The organism is Pseudomonas sp. CH61 (assembly GCF_059429415.1).
The window spans coordinates 5,033,416-5,054,292 of the sequence record NZ_CM182098.1; the positions used below are offsets into that span (position 1 = coordinate 5,033,416).

A 20,877-nucleotide genomic window follows, 5' to 3' on the forward strand; every position below is an offset into this window, starting at 1 on the left:
CTTATCCCCCCTTAGAACACAGTGCAAAGAACTTCGCCGCCGACACCGGCAGCGCGCGCAGCACGATCCGTCATCACACCTTTGTTGGTGGAGACGATAGACACGCCAAGACCGCCACGAACTTTCGGCAGATCTTCAACGGACTTGTACTGACGCAGGCCTGGACGACTAACGCGCTTCACTTCTTCGATAACCGGACGGCCTTCGAAGTACTTCAGCTCGATGGACAACGACGGTTTAGCGTCGGTGGTGATCTGAAAATCCGCGATGTAACCTTCGTCCTTCAGGACTTTTGCTACAGCCGCCTTCAACGTGGAAGATGGCATGCTTACGACAGACTTTTCAGCCATCTGGGCATTACGGATTCGAGTTAGCATGTCCGCTAACGGGTCCTGCATACTCATGGGCTAGACGCTCCTAATACAGAAAAATTAGCCTTGCGGCTACTACTTGTCGCCGAGAACTTCCGGGCATGAAAAACACGGGCTCAGGCGAGCCGGTCATTCTAGACACACCCCAGAAATGAATCAAGCCCCAAAAGGGGCTTGATTCAGATTCAAGGCCACCGATGGTCAGGTTCTTGCGAACCCGAACATCGAGACTTTGACAGCAATTACCAGCTGGCTTTAACCAGACCTGGTACGTCACCACGCATTGCAGCTTCACGCAGCTTGTTACGGCCAAGGCCGAACTTGCGGTAAACGCCGTGCGGACGACCAGTCAGGCGGCAACGGTTACGCATGCGCGAAGCGCTTGCGTCACGTGGTTGCTTCTGCAGAGCTACGGTAGCTTCCCAACGTGCTTCTGGACTTGCGTTCAGATCAACGATGATAGCTTTCAGCGCTGCACGCTTGGTGGCGTACTTGGCAACGGTGAGCTGACGCTTCAGCTCACGGTTTTTCATGCTCTTCTTGGCCATTTTCCTACTCCAATCAGTTGCGGAACGGGAATTTGAAAGCACGCAGCAGAGCGCGGCCCTCATCATCGTTCTTGGCAGTGGTGGTCAGGGTAATGTCCAGACCGCGGAGAGCATCGATCTTGTCGTAGTCGATTTCCGGGAAAATGATCTGCTCTTTCACGCCCATGCTGTAGTTACCACGACCATCGAAGGACTTGGCATTCAGGCCGCGGAAGTCGCGAACCCGAGGCAGGGAGATCGACAGCAGACGATCCAGGAACTCATACATACGCTCACGGCGCAGAGTCACCTTGACGCCGATCGGCCATCCTTCACGGACTTTAAAGCCAGCGATGGATTTACGAGCGTAGGTCACAACGACTTTTTGGCCGGTGATCTTTTCCAGGTCAGCAACAGCATGCTCGATGACTTTTTTATCACCAACAGCTTCGCCCAGACCCATGTTCAGGGTGATTTTTGTAACGCGTGGAACTTCCATCACGTTCGAAAGCTTAAGTTCTTCCTTAAGCTTCGGTGCGATTTCCTTCCAGTAAATCTCTTTTAGTCGTGCCATGGTCTTCTACCTAGCAGTGTTCAAGCATCAACCGCTTTTTGGGTCGACTTGAAGACACGAATTTTCTTGCCGTCTTCTACTTTGAAACCAACGCGGTCAGCCTTGTTGGTTTCGCCGTTGAAAATGGCGACGTTAGAAGCGTCCAGTGGAGCTTCTTTTTCGACGATACCGCCTTGCACGCCCGACATCGGGTTAGGCTTGGTATGACGCTTTACCAGGTTCAGACCGCTGATAACCAGACGGTTATTAGCAAGAACCTTGAGCACCTTACCGCGCTTACCTTTGTCTTTGCCGGCGATCACGATGATCTCGTCGTCACGACGAATCTTTTGCATGTCGGATCTCCTTACAGCACTTCTGGGGCGAGCGAGACGATCTTCATGAACTTCTCAGTACGAAGTTCACGGGTCACTGGCCCAAAGATACGGGTGCCGATCGGCTCTTGCTTGTTGTTCAGAAGAACAGCAGCGTTGCCATCAAAGCGGATAATGGAGCCATCAGCACGACGTACGCCGTGACGAGTGCGGACTACAACAGCAGTCATCACTTGGCCTTTTTTCACTTTACCGCGAGGAATTGCTTCCTTCACGGTAACTTTGATGATGTCACCGATACCAGCGTAACGACGATGGGAGCCACCCAGCACCTTGATGCACATAACACGGCGAGCGCCGCTGTTATCGGCCACATCGAGCATGGATTGAGTCTGAATCATATAATTTCTCCGACCCCTAGTCCTTAGACTTCCACAGCGCGTTCGAGAACATCAACCAGCGCCCAAGACTTGGTCTTGGCCATAGGACGAGTTTCACGAATAGTGACTTTGTCGCCGATGTGGCACTGGTTGGTTTCGTCGTGCGCGTGCAGCTTAGTCGAACGCTTAACGTATTTACCGTAGATCGGGTGCTTTACGCGACGCTCGATCAGTACGGTGATGGTTTTGTCCATCTTGTCGCTGACAACACGGCCAGTCAGCGTACGGACAGTTTTTTCGGCTTCAGCCATGATCACTTACCTGCCTGCTGGTTGAGCACAGTCTTCACGCGAGCGATGTCACGTTTAACTTGCGAGAGCAGATGAGACTGCCCCAACTGGCCAGTTGCTTTCTGCATACGCAGATTGAACTGGTCGCGCAGCAAGCCGAGCAGTTGCTCGTTCAGCTGCTGTGCGGATTTTTCACGAAGTTCATTCGCTTTCATCACATCACCGTCCGTTTAACAAAGGCGGTGGCGAGCGGCAGCTTTGCAGCAGCCAGGGCAAAAGCCTCACGCGCCAGCTCTTCAGAAACACCCTCGATTTCATACAGGACTTTGCCTGGCTGAATCTGGGCAACCCAGTACTCCACACTACCCTTACCTTTACCCATACGAACTTCGAGGGGCTTTTTGGAAATAGGCTTGTCCGGGAATACACGGATCCAGATCTTGCCGCCACGTTTAACGTGACGGGTCAGAGCACGACGCGCTGACTCGATCTGACGAGCGGTGAGACGACCACGAGCTACAGACTTCAGCGCGAACTCGCCGAAGCTGACTTTGCTACCGCGCTGAGCCAGACCACGGTTGTGGCCTGTCATCTGCTTGCGGAACTTCGTACGCTTAGGTTGCAACATTTGGCGTACCCCTTACTTAGCAGCTTTTTTACGAGGCGCTGGTGCTTGTGGTTTCAGCTCTTCTTGGCGACCACCAATTACTTCGCCTTTGAAGATCCAAACCTTTACACCGATCACACCGTAAGTGGTGTGAGCTTCGTAGTTGGCATAGTCGATGTCGGCACGCAGGGTGTGCAATGGCACACGACCTTCGCGATACCATTCAGTACGTGCGATTTCAGCACCGCCGAGACGACCGCTCACTTGGATTTTGATGCCCTTGGCACCAATGCGCATGGCGTTCTGAACTGCGCGCTTCATAGCGCGACGGAACATTACACGACGCTCCAGCTGCTGAGCTACGCTCTGCGCAACCAGCATACCGTCGAGCTCCGGCTTGCGGATCTCTTCGATATTGATGTGCACAGGCACACCCATTTGCTTGGTCAGGTCCTGACGCAGTTTCTCAACATCTTCACCTTTCTTCCCGATAACGATACCTGGACGAGCGGTGTGGATGGTGATACGTGCAGTTTGGGCCGGACGATGGATATCGATACGGCTTACGGACGCGCTTTTTAGTTTGTCTTGGAGATACTCACGCACTTTCAGATCTGCGAACAAGTAGTCCGCATAAGTCCGACCGTCTGCGTACCAGACGGAGGTGTGCTCCTTGACGATTCCCAGGCGAATGCCAATGGGATGTACTTTCTGACCCATCTCTTCGACTCCGTTACTTGTCAGCAACCTTGACAGTGATATGGCAAGACCGCTTGACGATGCGATCAGCACGGCCTTTGGCACGTGGCATGATGCGCTTCAGCGAACGCCCTTCGTTGACGAAAACGGTGCTGACCTTCAGGTCATCAACGTCTGCGCCTTCGTTATGCTCGGCGTTGGCTACGGCCGACTCCAGCACTTTCTTCATGATCTCGGCGGCTTTCTTACTGCTGAAAGCCAACAAGTTGAGCGCTTCGCCCACCTTCTTCCCGCGGATCTGGTCGGCGACCAAGCGGGCTTTCTGGGCGGAGATTCGAGCGCCCGACAACTTAGCGGCTACTTCCATTTCCTAACCCCTTAACGCTTGGCTTTCTTGTCAGCCACGTGCCCGCGATAGTTGCGGGTACCGGCGAACTCGCCCAGTTTGTGGCCGACCATGTCTTCGTTAACGAGAACTGGGACGTGCTGACGACCGTTGTGTACTGCGATGGTCAGACCGACCATTTGTGGCAGGATCATCGAACGACGCGACCAAGTCTTAATTGGTTTGCGATCGTTCTTTTCCGCCGCCACTTCGATCTTCTTCAGTAGGTGAAGATCAATAAAAGGACCTTTTTTCAGAGAACGTGGCACTGTCGTATCCCTCTATTTACTTGCGACGACGGACGATCATTTTGTCGGTACGCTTATTACCACGAGTCTTCGCGCCCTTAGTCGGGAAGCCCCATGGCGATACCGGATGACGACCACCAGAGGTACGACCTTCACCACCACCATGTGGGTGGTCAACCGGGTTCATGGCAACACCACGAACGGTTGGGCGAACGCCACGCCAGCGCTTGGCACCAGCTTTACCCAGCGAACGCAGGCTGTGCTCGGAGTTCGAGACTTCGCCCAGGGTCGCACGGCATTCAGCCAGGACTTTACGCATTTCACCGGAACGCAGACGCAGGGTAACGTAAACGCCTTCACGAGCGATCAGCTGAGCCGAAGCACCAGCGGAACGAGCGATCTGTGCGCCTTTACCTGGCTTCAGTTCGATGCCGTGTACGGTAGAACCGACTGGAATGTTGCGCAGTTGCAGAGCGTTGCCTGGCTTGATTGGAGCCAGAGCGCCTGCGATCAGCTGGTCGCCAGCACTCACGCCTTTAGGGGCGATGATGTAGCGGCGCTCGCCGTCTGCGTAGCAGAGCAGTGCGATGTGAGCAGTACGGTTTGGATCGTATTCGATACGCTCGACAGTGGCGACGATGCCATCTTTGTCGTTGCGACGGAAATCGACCATACGATAATGCTGCTTATGACCACCACCGATGTGACGCGTGGTAATACGGCCATTGTTGTTACGACCACCAGTCTTCGATTTTTTCTCGAGCAGCGGTGCGTGAGGAGCGCCTTTATGCAGCTCCTGGTTGACCACCTTGACCACAAAACGGCGGCCAGGGGAAGTCGGTTTGCATTTAACGATTGCCATGATGCACCCCTTCCTTACTCAGCACTGCTGCTGAAATCGAGATCTTGGCCTGGCTGAAGGGAGATAACTGCCTTCTTCCAGTCATTACGCTTGCCCAGACCGCGAGCAGTGCGCTTGCTCTTACCCAGAACATTCAGGGTAGTGACGCGCTCTACTTTCACGCTGAACAGGCTTTCGACGGCCTTCTTGATTTCCAGCTTGGTTGCGTCAGTAGCAACCTTGAAAACGAACTGGCCTTTCTTGTCTGCCAGAACCGTAGCCTTCTCGGAAACGTGCGGGCCAAGCAGAACTTTAAATACGCGTTCCTGGTTCATCCCAGCAGCTCCTCGAATTTCTTCACGGCCGACACGGTGATCAACACCTTGTCGTATGCGATCAGACTAACTGGATCGGAACCTTGAACGTCACGTACATCTACGTGCGGCAGGTTACGAGCAGCCAGGTACAGGTTCTGATCAACAGCGTCCGACACGATCAAAACGTCGGTCAGGCTCATGTTGTTCAGCTTGCCCAGCAGATCTTTGGTTTTCGGAGTTTCAACAGCGAAATCCTGAACCACGACCAGACGATCAGTACGCACCAGCTCAGCAAGGATGGAACGCATTGCTGCGCGATACATCTTCTTGTTCAGCTTCTGGGAGTGATCCTGTGGACGCGCTGCAAAAGTGGTACCGCCGCCACGCCAGATTGGGCTACGGATAGTACCGGCACGAGCACGGCCAGTACCTTTCTGACGCCATGGGCGCTTACCGCCACCACGAACGTCGGAACGGGTCTTCTGCTGCTTGGTACCTTGACGGCCGCCAGCCATGTAGGCCACGACTGCTTGGTGAACCAGCGTCTCGTTGAATTCGCCGCCAAATGTCAGTTCGGAAACTTCGATCGCTTGAGCGTCATTTACATTTAATTGCATGTCAGCTTCCCCTTAACCGCGAGCCTTGGCTGCTGGACGTACAACCAGGTTGCCGCCAGTAGCGCCAGGAACAGCACCCTTGACCAACAACAGATTGCGTTCAGCGTCCACGCGCACTACTTCCAGGGACTGCACGGTCACGCGCTCAGCGCCCATATGACCGGACATTTTTTTGCCCTTGAATACACGACCAGGAGTCTGGCACTGGCCGATAGAGCCTGGGACGCGGTGGGATACGGAGTTACCGTGGGTGTTATCTTGCCCGCGGAAATTCCAACGCTTGATCGTACCCTGGAAGCCTTTACCCTTGGACTGACCGGTTACATCAACCAGTTGACCAGCGGCGAAGATTTCAGCGTTGATCAGATCGCCAGCCTGGTACTCGCCTTCTTCAAGACGGAATTCCATGGTGGTGCGACCAGCGGCAACGTTCGCTTTAGCGAAGTGGCCAGCCTGAGCTGCTGTTACACGCGAAGCACGACGCTCGCCGACAGTGACTTGCACTGCACGATAGCCATCGGTCTCTTCAGTTTTGAACTGGGTGACGCGATTCGGCTCGATCTCAATGACCGTGACCGGAATGGAGACACCTTCTTCGGTGAAAATACGGGTCATACCGCATTTACGACCGACTACACCAATAGTCATGTTGTAAACCTCATGAGTGTACGGGGCTTTCACCCGCTATGGCCGCCCATTTCAGAGCGTTACACGACTAAGACCGAGTCTTAGCCGAGGCTGATCTGCACTTCCACACCGGCCGCAAGATCAAGCTTCATAAGAGCATCAACGGTTTTATCCGTTGGCTGGACGATGTCCAGAACGCGCTTATGAGTGCGGATTTCGTACTGGTCGCGCGCGTCTTTGTTGACGTGCGGAGAAACCAGAACGGTGAACCGCTCTTTACGGGTAGGCAGTGGAATTGGACCACGCACTTGAGCACCAGTACGTTTCGCGGTTTCCACGATTTCCTGGGTTGATTGGTCGATCAGGCGATGGTCGAAAGCCTTCAACCTGATACGGATTTGCTGATTTTGCATTGGATTTCAGACTCCGGCTGCTATTCCCACCGAGCGCAATACGCCCGTTAAAAGGAGGCGCAATTCTATAGACGCCCCAGATAGGTGTCAACCCAATAAAAAAGCCCCCGCTGAGCGGGGGCTTTTTCAAAGCATCAGGCAATCTCTATAAAAGAGAATTACGCGATGATTTTGGCTACGACGCCAGCGCCGACGGTACGACCGCCTTCACGGATAGCGAAACGCAGGCCGTCTTCCATCGCGATGGTTTTGATCAGGGTAACAGTCATCTGAATGTTGTCACCTGGCATTACCATTTCAACGCCTTCTGGCAGCTCGCAGTTACCAGTCACGTCAGTAGTACGGAAGTAGAACTGTGGACGGTAGCCTTTGAAGAACGGAGTGTGACGACCGCCTTCTTCCTTGCTCAGAACGTAAACTTCTGCGGTGAAAGTGGTGTGCGGCTTAACCGAACCTGGCTTAACCAGAACCTGGCCACGCTCAACGTCGTCACGCTTGGTACCACGCAGCAGAACGCCGCAGTTCTCGCCAGCACGACCTTCGTCGAGCAGCTTGCGGAACATTTCAACACCGGTGCAAGTAGTAACGGTGGTGTCACGCAGACCAACGATTTCCAGCGGATCCTGAACGCGAACGATACCGCGCTCGATACGACCAGTCACAACAGTACCGCGACCCGAGATCGAGAATACGTCTTCGATTGGCATCAGGAACGGCTTGTCGATCATACGAACTGGTTCTGGGATATAGGTATCCAGAGTCTCAACCAGTTTACGAACGGCAGTGGTGCCCATTTCGTTGTCGTCTTTGCCTTCCAGCGCCATACGAGCCGAACCGATGATGATTGGAGTGTCATCGCCCGGGAAGTCATAGGTGGACAGCAGGTCGCGAACTTCCATCTCAACCAGTTCCAGCAGCTCAGCGTCGTCTACCAGGTCAGCCTTGTTCAGGAAAACCACGATGTACGGAACGCCTACCTGACGGGACAGCAGGATGTGCTCACGGGTTTGTGGCATCGGACCATCAGCGGCCGAGCAAACCAGAATAGCGCCGTCCATTTGAGCAGCACCGGTGATCATGTTCTTCACATAGTCAGCGTGACCTGGGCAGTCAACGTGAGCGTAGTGACGAATTGTCGAGTTGTACTCAACGTGAGCGGTGTTGATGGTGATACCACGAGCTTTTTCTTCTGGTGCGCTGTCGATCTTGTCGAAGTCAACGATTGCGGAACCGAAAACTTCGGAGCAAACGCGAGTCAGAGCAGCAGTCAGAGTGGTTTTACCGTGGTCAACGTGACCAATGGTGCCAACGTTGACGTGCGGTAGGGAACGATCAAATTTTTCTTTAGCCACGACAATTAACTCCTAGCCTAAAGGGGCTGAATCAGCCTTGTTTTTTGGTTACGGATTCGACGATGTGCGACGGAGCCGTATCGTATTTTTTGAATTCCATAGAGTAGCTTGCGCGACCCTGGGACATGGAACGAACGTCGGTCGCATAACCGAACATCTCACCCAGTGGAACCTCGGCACGGATAACCTTGCCGGACACTGTGTCTTCCATACCCTGGATCATGCCGCGACGACGGTTAAGGTCGCCCATCACATCACCCATATAGTCTTCAGGCGTAACAACCTCTACAGCCATGATCGGCTCAAGCAACTCACCACCGCCCTTCTGGGCCAGTTGCTTGGTCGCCATGGAGGCAGCCACTTTAAACGCCATCTCGTTGGAGTCGACGTCGTGGTAAGAACCATCGAACACGGTAGCCTTCAGGCCGATCAGCGGATAGCCGGCAACAACGCCGTTCTTCATCTGCTCTTCGATACCCTTCTGGATAGCCGGGATGTATTCCTTAGGAACCACACCACCTACAACTTCGTTCACGAATTGCAGACCTTCCTGACCTTCGTCAGCAGGAGCAAAACGGATCCAGCAGTGGCCGAACTGACCACGACCGCCGGACTGACGAACGAACTTGCCTTCGATTTCACAGTTCTTCGTGATGCGCTCACGATACGAAACCTGAGGCTTGCCGATGTTGGCTTCGACGTTGAACTCACGGCGCATCCGATCAACCAGGATGTCCAGGTGCAGCTCGCCCATGCCGGAGATGATCGTTTGACCAGTCTCTTCATCAGTTTTAACGCGGAAAGACGGGTCTTCCTGAGCAAGTTTGCCCAGAGCGATGCCCATTTTTTCCTGGTCATCCTTGGTCTTAGGCTCTACGGCTACCGAAATAACCGGCTCCGGGAAGTCCATGCGAACCAGGATGATTGGCTTGTCAGCGTTGCAGAGGGTTTCACCAGTGGTGACGTCCTTCATGCCGATCAGGGCCGCGATGTCGCCAGCGCGCACTTCCTTGATCTCTTCACGGGCGTTTGCGTGCATTTGCACCATACGACCCACGCGCTCTTTTTTACCTTTAACCGAGTTGATCACGCCGTCGCCGGAGTTCAACACGCCCGAGTAAACACGGACGAAGGTCAAGGTACCCACGAATGGGTCGGTAGCGATCTTGAACGCCAGAGCCGAGAACGGCTCCGCATCGTCTGCATGACGCTCCAGCTCGATTTCCTCGTTATCAGGGTCAGTACCCTTGATCGCAGGAATGTCGGTCGGCGCAGGCAGGAAGTCGATAACGGCGTCGAGAACCAGGGGAACACCCTTGTTCTTGAACGAAGAACCGCAAACAGCCAGAACGATTTCGCCGGCGATAGTACGCTGACGCAAAGCAGCCTTGATCTCTTCGATCGACAGCTCTTCGCCTTCCAGGTACTTGTTCATCAGCTCTTCGTTGGCTTCAGCAGCAGCTTCAACCATGTTGTTGCGCCACTCTTCAGCCAGCTCTTGGAGCTCAGCAGGAATGTCCTTGCGAACAGGGACCATACCTTTGTCAGAGTCGTTCCAGTAGACAGCTTGCATGTTGATCAGATCGATCTGACCCTGGAAGTTGTCTTCGGAACCGATGGCCAACTGGATCGGCACCGGAGTGTGACCCAGACGCTGCTTGATCTGACCGATCACGCGCAGGAAGTTGGCACCAGCACGGTCCATCTTGTTTACGTAAACAAGACGTGGAACACCGTATTTGTTAGCTTGACGCCATACGGTTTCCGACTGAGGCTCAACACCCGAAGTACCGCAGAACACAACGACAGCGCCGTCGAGTACGCGCAGGGAACGCTCAACTTCAATAGTGAAGTCAACGTGGCCCGGGGTATCGATTACGTTGAAGCGGTGCTCGTCCTTGTACTGCTTCTCGGAACCTTTCCAGAAAGCGGTGATGGCAGCAGAAGTGATGGTAATACCACGCTCCTGCTCCTGCACCATCCAGTCTGTGGTCGCGGCGCCATCATGCACCTCGCCCATTTTGTGACTTTTGCCGGTGTAAAAAAGGACGCGCTCGGTGGTGGTGGTTTTACCAGCATCCACGTGAGCGACGATACCGATGTTACGGTAGCGGCTAATCGGAGTAGTACGAGCCATAAAGCCCTCGCAAAATTAGTGAAGCTAAAATTAGAAGCGGTAGTGCGAGAAAGCTTTGTTGGCTTCAGCCATACGGTGCACGTCTTCACGCTTCTTAACAGCAGCACCTTTACCTTCAGCAGCATCCAGCAGTTCGCCAGCCAAACGCAGAGCCATAGACTTCTCGCCACGCTTACGGGCGAAGTCTACCAACCAGCGCATTGCCAGAGCGTTACGACGGGAAGGACGAACCTCGACCGGAACCTGGTAAGTAGCACCACCAACGCGGCGCGACTTCACTTCGACCAGCGGAGCGATGGCGTCGAGTGCTTTTTCGAAGAGTTCCAGGGGATCGGTGCCAGCCTTACGGGTCGCAACGGTTTCCAGGGCACCATAAACGATACGTTCGGCAACGGCTTTCTTGCCGCTTTCCATAACGTGGTTCATGAATTTGGCGAGGATCTGGCTTCCGTATTTCGGATCGTCCAGAATCTCACGCTTTGCTGCTACGCGACGTCTTGGCATGATAAGCCCTCAAGCGGTCTTCAGGTTAGCTCGGGACAGATCCAATGGATGCGTGCCCGACCTTACTCTTATCGACTCAATAAAATGAAAATCTGCAAAACGGCCGATTACTTCGGACGCTTGGTACCGTACTTCGAACGACCCTGGTTACGGCCTTTAACGCCGGAAGTATCCAAGGAGCCGCGAACGGTGTGGTAACGAACACCTGGCAAGTCTTTTACACGACCGCCGCGGATCAGTACCACGCTGTGCTCTTGCAGGTTGTGACCTTCACCACCGATGTACGAGGAAACCTCGAAACCGTTGGTCAGGCGCACACGGCATACTTTACGCAGTGCCGAGTTAGGTTTTTTCGGCGTGGTGGTGTACACACGGGTGCACACGCCACGACGTTGCGGGCAGTTCTGCAGCGCAGGTACGTCGGATTTCTCGACGATACGCTTACGCGGCTGACGTACCAGCTGGTTGATAGTTGCCATCTACTAGCTCCACTGTTGTCTTGCGACGCTATTGTCTTGCAAGAAAAGCAAAATGGCAGGAACGAATTCCCGCCAAATTTAGGGGATCAAGAGTCTAAAGAGGATCTTGTCCCCAGTCAAGGCAAGGCCCCGACCTCCCCGCCCCTCGAACCTCGACAAAATGTCTCGATTCGATGAACGGAGCGATCAGGGCCTTACACTCATTTATCGCAGAACTCAGTTACCGCTCGAGTTCAGCGCTTCGGTCAGTGCAGCTTCCACTTCACTGGCGCTTACGCGCAACGGCTTGTCTGCTTCACGACGACGCTTGCGCTCGCTGTGATATGCCAGGCCGGTACCTGCCGGGATCAGACGACCCACGACCACGTTTTCTTTCAGGCCGCGCAGGTAATCGCGCTTGCCGGTGACTGCCGCTTCGGTCAGTACGCGGGTGGTTTCCTGGAAGGAAGCCGCCGAGATGAACGATTCGGTGGACAACGACGCCTTGGTGATACCCAGCAGAACGCGAGTGTACTTGGAGACGAACTTGTCTTCGCCGCCCAGACGCTCGTTTTCTACCAGTACGTGAGTCAGTTCCATCTGGTCGCCCTTGATGAAACTGGAATCGCCGGATTCAGCGATTTCAACTTTACGCAGCATCTGACGCAGGATGGTCTCGATGTGCTTGTCGTTGATCTTCACGCCTTGCAGACGGTAAACGTCCTGGATCTCGTTCACGATGTACTTGGCCAGCGCGCTCACACCCAGCAGACGCAGGATGTCGTGCGGATCGCTTGGACCGTCGGAGATAACTTCGCCGCGGTTTACCTGTTCGCCTTCGAACACGTTCAGGTGACGCCACTTCGGAATCAGCTCTTCGTACGGATCGCTACCGTCGTTCGGGGTAATAACCAGACGGCGCTTGCCTTTGGTCTCTTTACCGAACGCGATGGTGCCGCTGACTTCAGCCAGAATCGACGCTTCTTTCGGACGACGGGCTTCGAACAAGTCGGCAACACGCGGCAGACCACCGGTGATGTCACGGGTCTTCGAAGTTTCTTGCGGGATACGCGCGATAACATCACCGATCGCGATCTTCGCACCATCCGCTACACCGACCAGGGCGTTGGCTGGCAGGAAGTACTGAGCGATAACGTCAGTGCCTGGCAGCAACAGATCCTTGCCGTTGTCGTCGACCATCTTCACTGCTGGACGGATTTCTTTGCCCGCAGCTGGACGATCTTTCGCGTCGAGTACTTCAATGTTGGTCATACCGGTCAATTCGTCAGTCTGACGCTTGATCGTGATGCCTTCTTCCATGCCCACGTAGGTCACGGTACCTTTCATTTCGGTAACGATCGGGTGAGTGTGCGGATCCCACTTGGCCACGATTGCGCCAGCGTCGACCTTGTCACCTTCTTTAACCGAAATCACAGCACCGTACGGCAGCTTGTAACGCTCGCGCTCACGACCGAAGTCGTCAGCGATGGCCAGCTCACCGGAACGGGACACAGCAACCAGGTGACCATCCACTCGCTCAACGTGTTTCAGGTTGTGCAGACGGACGGTACCGCCATTCTTCACCTGAACGCTGTCGGCTGCGGAAGTACGGCTTGCCGCACCACCGATGTGGAACGTACGCATCGTCAGCTGGGTACCCGGCTCACCGATGGACTGGGCAGCGATAACGCCGACCGCTTCACCGATGTTCACCTGGTGACCACGAGCCAAGTCACGGCCGTAGCACTTGGCGCAAATGCCATAGCGGGTTTCGCAGCTGATCGGCGAACGCACGATCACTTCGTCGATGCTGTTCAGCTCGATGAATTCAACCCACTTCTCGTCTACCAGAGTACCGGCCGGAACGATAACGTCCTCGGTGCCTGGCTTGAATACGTCACGGGCAATAACACGACCCAATACGCGCTCACCCAACGGCTCTACAACGTCACCGCCTTCAATGTGCGGAGTCATCAGCAGACCGTGCTCGGTGCCGCAATCGATCTCGGTTACAACCAGATCCTGCGCCACGTCTACCAGACGACGAGTCAGGTAACCGGAGTTCGCAGTTTTCAACGCGGTATCCGCCAGACCTTTACGAGCACCGTGAGTCGAGATGAAGTACTGAAGTACGCTCAAACCTTCACGGAAGTTCGCAGTAATCGGCGTTTCAATGATGGAACCGTCCGGCTTGGCCATCAGACCACGCATACCGGCCAGCTGACGAATCTGTGCTGCGGAACCCCGCGCACCCGAGTCGGCCATCATGTACATCGAGTTGAAAGACTCTTGATCGACTTCAACGCCGTGACGGTCGATAACCTTCTCTTTCGAGAGGTTGGCCATCATTGCCTTGGAAACTTCGTCGTTCGCTTTCGACCAAAGGTCGATCACTTTGTTGTACTTCTCGCCCTGGGTTACCAGGCCGGAGGCGTACTGGCTCTCGATCTCTTTCACTTCGTCGGTGGCAGCACCGATGATGCGGGCTTTTTCATCCGGGATAACGAAGTCGTTAACACCGATGGAAACGCCGGAGATGGTCGAGTAAGCGAAACCGGTGTACATCAACTGGTCAGCGAAGATCACGGTCTCTTTCAAACCAACCACGCGGTAGCACTGGTTGATCAGCTTGGAGATCGCCTTTTTCTTCATAGGCAGGTTGACGACGTCGTACGACAGACCTTTTGGCACAACCTGGAACAGCAGCGCACGGCCGACAGTGGTGTCGACGATACGGGTACCGCTCACGCTGTTGCCGTCACGGTCGTTGACGGTTTCGTTGATACGAACCTTAACCTTGGCGTGCAGTGCGGCTTCGCCGGCACGGAACACACGGTCAACTTCCTGCAGATCCGCGAACACACGACCTTCGCCTTTGGCGTTGATCGCTTCACGAGTCATGTAGTACAGACCCAATACAACGTCCTGCGACGGAACGATGATTGGCTCACCGTTGGCTGGCGACAGAATGTTGTTGGTCGACATCATCAACGCACGCGCTTCCAACTGGGCTTCCAGTGTCAGCGGTACGTGCACGGCCATTTGGTCGCCGTCGAAGTCGGCGTTGTACGCGGCGCAGACCAGAGGGTGCAGCTGGATAGCCTTACCTTCGATCAGTACCGGTTCAAACGCCTGGATACCCAGACGGTGAAGGGTCGGTGCACGGTTGAGAAGAACCGGGTGTTCGCGAATCACTTCAGCGAGAACGTCCCAAACCTCTGGCAGTTCGCGCTCGACCATTTTCTTGGCCGCTTTGATGGTGGTCGCGAGACCACGCATTTCCAGCTTGCCGAAAATGAACGGTTTGAACAGCTCGAGAGCCATCTTCTTCGGCAGACCGCACTGATGCAGACGCAGAGTCGGGCCTACGGTAATTACCGAACGACCGGAGTAGTCAACACGCTTACCGAGCAAGTTCTGACGGAAACGACCCTGCTTACCCTTGATCATGTCAGCCAGGGATTTCAGAGGACGCTTGTTGGAACCTGTGATAGCGCGGCCACGACGACCGTTGTCGAGCAGAGCATCGACAGCTTCCTGCAACATACGCTTTTCGTTGCGCACGATGATGTCCGGAGCGGACAGATCCAGCAGGCGCTTCAAACGGTTGTTACGGTTGATCACTCGACGATACAGATCGTTGAGGTCGGAAGTCGCGAAACGGCCGCCGTCCAGCGGGACCAGTGGACGCAGATCTGGCGGCAGAACCGGCAGAACGGTCAGCACCATCCACTCTGGCAGGTTGCCGGAACCCTGGAAGGCTTCCATCAACTTCAGACGCTTGGACAGCTTCTTGATCTTGGTTTCGGAGTTGGTTTGCGGAATTTCTTCACGCAGACGGCCAATCTCGTGTTCCAGGTCGATAGCGTGCAGCAGTTCACGTACAGCTTCAGCACCCATACGGGCGTCGAAGTCGTCACCGAACTCTTCCAGCGCTTCGAAGTACTGCTCGTCGTTCAGCAGCTGACCTTTTTCAAGGGTGGTCATGCCTGGATCGATAACGACATAGCTCTCGAAGTAGAGAACGCGTTCGATATCACGCAGGGTCATGTCCATCAGCAAGCCGATACGGGACGGCAGCGATTTCAGGAACCAGATGTGAGCAACCGGCGAAGCCAGTTCGATGTGCGCCATGCGCTCACGACGAACTTTGGCCAGTGCAACTTCAACGCCGCACTTCTCGCAGATCACACCACGGTGCTTCAAGCGCTTGTACTTACCGCACAGGCACTCGTAATCCTTTACCGGGCCAAAGATCTTGGCGCAGAACAGGCCGTCACGCTCAGGTTTGAACGTACGGTAGTTGATGGTTTCCGGCTTTTTAACTTCACCGAACGACCATGAGCGGATCATCTCAGGCGAGGCCAATCCGATACGGATGGCGTCGAACTCTTCGACTTGACCCTGGTTTTTCAGCAAATTCAGTAGGTCTTTCAAGGCCTTTCCTCCTGGCGGAGCAGAGAGCGGGCAATCCTGCCCCGCTCTCGATTCGCGTCACGTGTTATTCGGTTTCCAGATCGATATCGATGCCGAGGGAACGAATTTCCTTGATCAACACGTTGAAGGACTCGGGCATGCCCGGCTCCATACGGTGATCGCCATCCACGATGTTTTTGTACATCTTGGTACGGCCGTTCACATCGTCCGACTTCACTGTGAGCATTTCTTGCAGAGTGTAAGCAGCACCGTATGCTTCCAGTGCCCAGACCTCCATCTCCCCGAAACGCTGACCACCGAACTGCGCCTTACCACCCAGCGGCTGCTGGGTAACCAGGCTGTACGAACCGGTAGAACGCGCGTGCATCTTGTCGTCTACCAAGTGGTTCAGCTTCAGCATGTACATGTAGCCAACGGTAACTGGACGCTCGAACTTGTTGCCGGTACGGCCGTCAGTCAGCTGCATCTGGCCGCTTTCCGGCAGGTCTGCCAGTTTCAGCATGGCCTTGATTTCGCTTTCCTTGGCGCCGTCGAACACTGGAGTGGCCATTGGAACGCCGCCACGCAGGTTCTTCGCCAGATCCAGGATTTCCTGATCGGAGAAGCTGTCCAGATCTTCGTTACGACCGCCGATCTGGTTGTAGATCTCGTCCAGGAAGGTACGCAGTTCAGCGACTTTACGCTGCTCTTCGACCATCCGGTTGATCTTCTCGCCCAGACCTTTGGCCGCGAGGCCCAGGTGGGTTTCAAGGATCTGACCAACGTTCATACGCGAAGGTACGCCCAGTGGGTTGAGGACGACGTCGACCGGGGTGCCATTGGCATCGTGCGGCATGTCTTCAACCGGCATGATCACGGAGACCACACCTTTGTTACCGTGACGACCGGCCATCTTGTCGCCCGGCTGGATGCGACGACGGATTGCCAGGTAAACCTTGACGATTTTCAGCACGCCTGGAGCCAGGTCATCGCCCTGCTGCAGTTTGCGCTTCTTGTCTTCGAACTTGTCGTCCAGCAGACGGCGACGATCAACGATGTAGGCCTGAGCCTTCTCGAGCTGCTCGTTCAGAGCATCTTCAGCCATGCGCAGTTTGAACCACTGACCATGCTCAAGACCGTCGAGGACCTCGTCGGTGATGTCCTGACCTTTCTTCAGACCTGCGCCGCCTTCAGCCTTGTGGCCTACCAGAGCGGAACGCAGACGTTCGAAAGTCGCGCCTTCAACGATACGGAACTCTTCGTTCAGATCCTTGCGGATCTCGTCGAGCTGAGTCTTCTCGATCGACAGTGCACGAGCATCACGCTCAACGCCGTCGCGGGTGAAGACCTGTACGTCGATGACAGTACCTTTGGTACCGGTAGGTACACGCAGGGAGGTGTCTTTAACGTCGCTGGCTTTTTCACCGAAGATTGCACGCAGCAGTTTTTCTTCCGGAGTCAGTTGGGTCTCACCTTTCGGAGTGACCTTACCTACCAGAATGTCGCCTGCGCCAACTTCAGCACCTACGTAAACGATACCGGCTTCGTCCAGCTTGTTCAGTGCAGCTTCACCCACGTTAGGGATGTCCGCAGTGATTTCCTCAGGCCCAAGCTTGGTATCACGAGCCACACAGGTCAGTTCCTGAATGTGGATCGTGGTGAAACGGTCTTCCTGAACCACACGCTCGGACAGGCAGATGGAGTCTTCGAAGTTGAAGCCGTTCCATGCCATGAACGCGATGCGCATGTTCTGACCCAGTGCCAGTTCACCCATGTCGGTGGACGGGCCGTCGGCCATGATGTCGCTACGCTGAACGCGATCACCCTTGCTCACCAGCGGACGCTGGTTGATGCAGGTGTTCTGGTTCGAGCGGGTGTATTTGGTCAGGTTGTAGATGTCGACACCAGCTTCGCCGGTTTCAACTTCGTCATCAGCAACACGAACCACGATACGGCTGGCGTCGACGGAATCGATCACGCCGCCACGACGAGCCACGACGCAAACGCCGGAGTCACGGGCTACGTTACGCTCCATGCCGGTACCTACCAGCGGCTTGTCAGCACGCAGCGTTGGTACAGCTTGACGCTGCATGTTCGAACCCATCAACGCACGGTTGGCGTCGTCGTGCTCGAGGAACGGAATCAACGACGCTGCAACCGAAACTACCTGCTTCGGCGAAACGTCCATCAAGGTGACTTCTTCAGGCGCCTTAACGGTGAATTCGTTCAGGTGACGTACGGCTACCAGTTCGTCGATCAGGACTTTCTGGTCGTTCATGGTCGCCGAAGCCTGCGCGATCACGTGATCGGCTTCTTCAATAGCTGACAGGAACACGATCTCGTCGGTAACCACACCCTCTTTCACCACACGGTACGGGCTTTCCAAGAAGCCGTACTGGTTGGTGCGAGCGTAAGCAGCCAGGGAGTTGATCAGACCGATGTTCGGACCTTCCGGCGTTTCAATCGGGCATACACGACCGTAGTGAGTCGGGTGTACGTCACGGACTTCAAAGCCTGCGCGCTCACGAGTCAGACCGCCAGGGCCGAGTGCAGAGACACGACGCTTGTGGGTGATCTCGGACAGCGGGTTGTTCTGGTCCATGAACTGCGAGAGCTGGCTGGAACCGAAGAACTCTTTCACCGCCGCAGCCACTGGCTTGGCGTTGATCAGGTCTTGCGGCATCAGGCCTTCGCTTTCAGCCATCGACAGACGCTCTTTGACCGCACGCTCAACACGTACCAGGCCAACGCGGAACTGGTTCTCGGCCATTTCGCCTACGCAGCGAACACGACGGTTACCCAGGTGGTCGATGTCATCGACGATGCCTTTACCGTTACGGATGTCGACCAGAGTCTTCAATACCGCGACGATGTCTTCCTTGCACAGCACGCCCGAACCTTCGATCTCGGTACGACCGATACGACGGTTGAACTTCATCCGGCCGACCGCAGACAGGTCATAGCGCTCAGGGCTGAAGAACAGGTTGTTGAACAGGGTTTCGGCAGCGTCTTTGGTTGGCGGCTCGCCTGGACGCATCATGCGATAGATCTCGACCAGCGCTTCCAATTGGTTGCTGGTGGAGTCGATCTTCAGCGTGTCGGAGACGAACGGACCGCAGTCGATATCGTTGGTGTACAGAGTTTCGATGCGAACAACGCCGGACTTGGCAATTTTTGCCAGGACTTCGGTGTTCAGCTCGGTGTTGCACTCTGCCAGGATTTCGCCGGTAGCCGGGTGCACGATGACCTTGGCGGTAGTACGGCCCAGGACGTAGTCCAGAGGTACTTCCAGAGTCTTGATACCGGCTTTTTCGATCTGGTTGATGTGGCGCGCGGTAATACGGCGGCCCGCTTCAACAATGACCTTGCCTTTCTCGTCCTGAATGTCCAGAACCGCAATTTCACCACGCAGACGCGAAGCAATCAGTTCCAGGCTGAGGGTTTCGCCGCTCAGGTGGAAAACGTTGGTGGTGTAGAAAGCGTCCAGCACTTCTTCAGTGGTATAGCCGAGCGCGCGCAGCAGTACCGATGCCGGCAGCTTGCGACGACGGTCGATACGCACGAACACGCAGTCTTTCGGGTCGAACTCGAAGTCCAGCCACGAACCGCGGTAAGGAATGATGCGCGCGGAGTACAGCAGTTTGCCGGAGCTATGCGTCTTGCCGCGGTCGTGATCGAAGAACACGCCCGGGGAACGGTGCAGCTGGGAAACGATTACACGCTCGGTACCGTTGATTACGAAGGTACCGTTCTCAGTCATCAGGGGGATTTCACCCATGTAGACTTCTTGCTCTTTGATGTCCTTGATCGCTTTGTTCGACGATTCTTTGTCGAAAATGATCAGGCGCACTTTTACCCGCAAAGGTACGGCGAAAGTTACACCGCGCAATACGCATTCTTTGACATCAAATGCCGGTTCGCCCAGGCGATAACCGACGTACTCCAGCGCAGCATTGCCGGAGTAGCTGATGATCGGGAAAACGGATTTGAAGGCCGCATGCAGGCCCACGTCGCGGAACTGATCTTTAGTCGCTCCCGCTTGCAAGAATTCACGATACGAATCCAGCTGGATGGCCAGGAGGTAAGGCACATCCATGACGTCCGGCAACTTGCTAAAGTCCTTGCGGATACGTTTTTTCTCAGTATATGAGTAAGCCATCAGCGTTCCCCAGCTTGGTCACCTGCTTGTTTGGCCCCTCCCGACGGGAGCAGCCAGAAAATCGTGCAAACCCCATGGTTTGCTCCACCGCATCGGGTGGTTACAGCGCCTTTATCAGCACCGACCCAGTCGGCTGCCAATAACGGAAAAAGGCCGGTGGCAAGAGCCACCAGCCATCAGCCTGTCGCTTGACGCTCGGGCTGGAGGAGCAAAGTCGATACTTATTTCAGTTCGACTTTAGCGCCTGCTTCTTCCAGCTTCTTCTTGGCGTCTTCAGCCGCTTCTTTCGAAACGCCTTCAGCTACAACCTGAGGAGCGCCGTCTACTTTCTCTTTGGCTTCTTTCAGGCCCAGACCGGTCAGTTCACGAACTGCCTTGATCACGTTAACCTTCTTCTCGCCAGCTTCCAGCAGAACAACGTTGAACTCGGTTTGCTCTTCAACAACAGCGGCAGCAGCAGCTGGACCAGCCGAAGCAGCAGCAGCGGTAACACCGAAGGTTTCTTCCATCGCTTTGATCAGCTCAACGATTTCCACTACGGATTTCTGGCCGATTGCTTCGATGATTTGTTCGTTAGTCAGAGACATGACTCAATTCCTGAATTGGGGGACGGCCTACGCGACCATCGAAATAAACAAAAA

At 55.0% G+C, this 20,877-nt stretch carries 23 protein-coding genes; all 23 read right to left on the reverse strand.

The genetic code is table 11. From position 1 onward, the window contains the following. Positions 1-11: 11 nt before the first annotated feature. The gene (rpsH, locus tag AC5SEM_RS22575; RefSeq protein WP_077574736.1) at positions 12-404 is read right to left on the reverse strand and encodes a 30S ribosomal protein S8; all 393 of its coding nucleotides are present in this window, start codon (positions 402-404) and stop codon (positions 12-14) included. Positions 405-613: 209 nt separating this feature from the next. Continuing rightward, a complete protein-coding gene (gene rpsN / locus AC5SEM_RS22580; protein WP_003228726.1) occupies positions 614-919 on the reverse strand; it encodes a 30S ribosomal protein S14 in 306 nt (101 codons plus the stop codon). A 13-nt stretch (positions 920-932) separates the two neighbouring features. Further along, positions 933-1,472, reverse strand: coding sequence for a 50S ribosomal protein L5 (gene rplE, locus AC5SEM_RS22585; RefSeq protein ID WP_003176415.1), 540 nt, complete (start codon positions 1,470-1,472; stop codon positions 933-935). A gap of 20 nt (positions 1,473-1,492) precedes the next feature. Further along, entirely contained in the window at positions 1,493-1,807 is a 315-nt protein-coding gene (gene rplX, locus AC5SEM_RS22590; protein WP_008081905.1) for a 50S ribosomal protein L24, read from the reverse strand. An 11-nt stretch (positions 1,808-1,818) separates the two neighbouring features. Beyond that, entirely contained in the window at positions 1,819-2,187 is a 369-nt protein-coding gene (gene rplN, locus AC5SEM_RS22595; RefSeq protein ID WP_002555479.1) for a 50S ribosomal protein L14, read from the reverse strand. A gap of 23 nt (positions 2,188-2,210) precedes the next feature. After that, entirely contained in the window at positions 2,211-2,477 is a 267-nt protein-coding gene (gene rpsQ, locus AC5SEM_RS22600; RefSeq protein ID WP_003194644.1) for a 30S ribosomal protein S17, read from the reverse strand. Between the two features lie 2 nt (positions 2,478-2,479). After that, complete coding sequence (rpmC, locus tag AC5SEM_RS22605; protein WP_002555481.1) at positions 2,480-2,671, reverse strand: 50S ribosomal protein L29; 192 nt, start codon at positions 2,669-2,671, stop codon at positions 2,480-2,482. Beyond that, a complete protein-coding gene (gene rplP, locus AC5SEM_RS22610; protein WP_007896757.1) occupies positions 2,671-3,084 on the reverse strand; it encodes a 50S ribosomal protein L16 in 414 nt (137 codons plus the stop codon). Before rplP ends, rpmC begins: the two co-directional genes overlap by 1 nt. Before the next feature lie 12 nt (positions 3,085-3,096). Then, positions 3,097-3,783 carry a 30S ribosomal protein S3 gene (rpsC, locus tag AC5SEM_RS22615; protein WP_003176422.1) on the reverse strand — a complete coding sequence of 229 codons (687 nt, stop codon included), beginning with the start codon at positions 3,781-3,783 and terminating at the stop codon, positions 3,097-3,099. A 13-nt stretch (positions 3,784-3,796) separates the two neighbouring features. Next, positions 3,797-4,129, reverse strand: a complete 333-nt coding sequence (rplV, locus tag AC5SEM_RS22620) for a 50S ribosomal protein L22 (protein WP_003103908.1) — start codon at positions 4,127-4,129, stop codon at positions 3,797-3,799. A gap of 11 nt (positions 4,130-4,140) precedes the next feature. After that, positions 4,141-4,416: a 30S ribosomal protein S19 gene (rpsS, locus tag AC5SEM_RS22625; RefSeq protein ID WP_011336172.1), complete on the reverse strand. Its 276-nt coding sequence runs from the start codon at positions 4,414-4,416 to the stop codon at positions 4,141-4,143. 16 nt (positions 4,417-4,432) lie between these two features. After that, a complete protein-coding gene (gene rplB, locus AC5SEM_RS22630) occupies positions 4,433-5,257 on the reverse strand; it encodes a 50S ribosomal protein L2 (protein WP_003228734.1) in 825 nt (274 codons plus the stop codon). A 14-nt stretch (positions 5,258-5,271) separates the two neighbouring features. Then, the gene (rplW, locus tag AC5SEM_RS22635) at positions 5,272-5,571 is read right to left on the reverse strand and encodes a 50S ribosomal protein L23 (RefSeq protein WP_002555488.1); all 300 of its coding nucleotides are present in this window, start codon (positions 5,569-5,571) and stop codon (positions 5,272-5,274) included. Then, positions 5,568-6,170: a 50S ribosomal protein L4 gene (gene rplD, locus AC5SEM_RS22640; protein ID WP_007918468.1), complete on the reverse strand. Its 603-nt coding sequence runs from the start codon at positions 6,168-6,170 to the stop codon at positions 5,568-5,570. The genes rplW and rplD overlap by 4 nt, the downstream gene beginning before the upstream one ends. 12 nt (positions 6,171-6,182) lie before the next feature. After that, positions 6,183-6,818, reverse strand: coding sequence for a 50S ribosomal protein L3 (gene rplC, locus AC5SEM_RS22645; RefSeq protein WP_003228738.1), 636 nt, complete (start codon positions 6,816-6,818; stop codon positions 6,183-6,185). 80 nt (positions 6,819-6,898) lie between these two features. Then, complete coding sequence (gene rpsJ / locus AC5SEM_RS22650) at positions 6,899-7,210, reverse strand: 30S ribosomal protein S10 (protein WP_003186070.1); 312 nt, start codon at positions 7,208-7,210, stop codon at positions 6,899-6,901. Positions 7,211-7,368: 158 nt separating this feature from the next. Beyond that, positions 7,369-8,562 carry an elongation factor Tu gene (tuf, locus tag AC5SEM_RS22655; protein WP_077574737.1) on the reverse strand — a complete coding sequence of 398 codons (1,194 nt, stop codon included), beginning with the start codon at positions 8,560-8,562 and terminating at the stop codon, positions 7,369-7,371. A 31-nt stretch (positions 8,563-8,593) separates the two neighbouring features. Next, positions 8,594-10,699: an elongation factor G gene (gene fusA / locus AC5SEM_RS22660; RefSeq protein ID WP_016984188.1), complete on the reverse strand. Its 2,106-nt coding sequence runs from the start codon at positions 10,697-10,699 to the stop codon at positions 8,594-8,596. Positions 10,700-10,729: 30 nt separating this feature from the next. After that, the gene (gene rpsG, locus AC5SEM_RS22665) at positions 10,730-11,203 is read right to left on the reverse strand and encodes a 30S ribosomal protein S7 (protein WP_007916467.1); all 474 of its coding nucleotides are present in this window, start codon (positions 11,201-11,203) and stop codon (positions 10,730-10,732) included. 107 nt (positions 11,204-11,310) lie between these two features. Continuing rightward, positions 11,311-11,682: a 30S ribosomal protein S12 gene (gene rpsL / locus AC5SEM_RS22670; RefSeq protein WP_003186084.1), complete on the reverse strand. Its 372-nt coding sequence runs from the start codon at positions 11,680-11,682 to the stop codon at positions 11,311-11,313. A 216-nt stretch (positions 11,683-11,898) separates the two neighbouring features. Then, a complete protein-coding gene (rpoC, locus tag AC5SEM_RS22675; RefSeq protein ID WP_016984189.1) occupies positions 11,899-16,098 on the reverse strand; it encodes a DNA-directed RNA polymerase subunit beta' in 4,200 nt (1,399 codons plus the stop codon). A 64-nt stretch (positions 16,099-16,162) separates the two neighbouring features. Next, a complete protein-coding gene (rpoB, locus tag AC5SEM_RS22680; protein WP_077574738.1) occupies positions 16,163-20,236 on the reverse strand; it encodes a DNA-directed RNA polymerase subunit beta in 4,074 nt (1,357 codons plus the stop codon). Positions 20,237-20,457: 221 nt separating this feature from the next. Beyond that, positions 20,458-20,823 (reverse strand): 50S ribosomal protein L7/L12, encoded by a 366-nt coding sequence (gene rplL / locus AC5SEM_RS22685; protein WP_003228750.1) that lies wholly within the window; start codon positions 20,821-20,823, stop codon positions 20,458-20,460. Between the last annotated feature and the right edge of the window lie 54 nt (positions 20,824-20,877).

Excerpts from the sequence above, each read along its gene's own strand:
- rpsH (WP_077574736.1), bottom strand. The coding sequence starts at position 404 with ATGAGTATGCAGGACCCGTTAGCGGACATGCTAACTCGAATCCGTAAT.
- rpsN (WP_003228726.1), bottom strand. The coding sequence starts at position 919 with ATGGCCAAGAAGAGCATGAAAAACCGTGAGCTGAAGCGTCAGCTCACC.
- rplE (WP_003176415.1), bottom strand. The coding sequence starts at position 1,472 with ATGGCACGACTAAAAGAGATTTACTGGAAGGAAATCGCACCGAAGCTT.
- rplX (WP_008081905.1), bottom strand. The coding sequence starts at position 1,807 with ATGCAAAAGATTCGTCGTGACGACGAGATCATCGTGATCGCCGGCAAA.
- rplN (WP_002555479.1), bottom strand. The coding sequence starts at position 2,187 with ATGATTCAGACTCAATCCATGCTCGATGTGGCCGATAACAGCGGCGCT.
- rpsQ (WP_003194644.1), bottom strand. The coding sequence starts at position 2,477 with ATGGCTGAAGCCGAAAAAACTGTCCGTACGCTGACTGGCCGTGTTGTC.
- rpmC (WP_002555481.1), bottom strand. The coding sequence starts at position 2,671 with ATGAAAGCGAATGAACTTCGTGAAAAATCCGCACAGCAGCTGAACGAG.
- rplP (WP_007896757.1), bottom strand. The coding sequence starts at position 3,084 with ATGTTGCAACCTAAGCGTACGAAGTTCCGCAAGCAGATGACAGGCCAC.
- rpsC (WP_003176422.1), bottom strand. The coding sequence starts at position 3,783 with ATGGGTCAGAAAGTACATCCCATTGGCATTCGCCTGGGAATCGTCAAG.
- rplV (WP_003103908.1), bottom strand. The coding sequence starts at position 4,129 with ATGGAAGTAGCCGCTAAGTTGTCGGGCGCTCGAATCTCCGCCCAGAAA.
- rplB (WP_003228734.1), bottom strand. The coding sequence starts at position 5,257 with ATGGCAATCGTTAAATGCAAACCGACTTCCCCTGGCCGCCGTTTTGTG.
- rplW (WP_002555488.1), bottom strand. The coding sequence starts at position 5,571 with ATGAACCAGGAACGCGTATTTAAAGTTCTGCTTGGCCCGCACGTTTCC.
- rplD (WP_007918468.1), bottom strand. The coding sequence starts at position 6,170 with ATGCAATTAAATGTAAATGACGCTCAAGCGATCGAAGTTTCCGAACTG.
- rplC (WP_003228738.1), bottom strand. The coding sequence starts at position 6,818 with ATGACTATTGGTGTAGTCGGTCGTAAATGCGGTATGACCCGTATTTTC.
- rpsJ (WP_003186070.1), bottom strand. The coding sequence starts at position 7,210 with ATGCAAAATCAGCAAATCCGTATCAGGTTGAAGGCTTTCGACCATCGC.
- fusA (WP_016984188.1), bottom strand. The coding sequence starts at position 10,699 with ATGGCTCGTACTACTCCGATTAGCCGCTACCGTAACATCGGTATCGTC.
- rpsG (WP_007916467.1), bottom strand. The coding sequence starts at position 11,203 with ATGCCAAGACGTCGCGTAGCAGCAAAGCGTGAGATTCTGGACGATCCG.
- rpsL (WP_003186084.1), bottom strand. The coding sequence starts at position 11,682 with ATGGCAACTATCAACCAGCTGGTACGTCAGCCGCGTAAGCGTATCGTC.
- rpoB (WP_077574738.1), bottom strand. The coding sequence starts at position 20,236 with ATGGCTTACTCATATACTGAGAAAAAACGTATCCGCAAGGACTTTAGC.
- rplL (WP_003228750.1), bottom strand. The coding sequence starts at position 20,823 with ATGTCTCTGACTAACGAACAAATCATCGAAGCAATCGGCCAGAAATCC.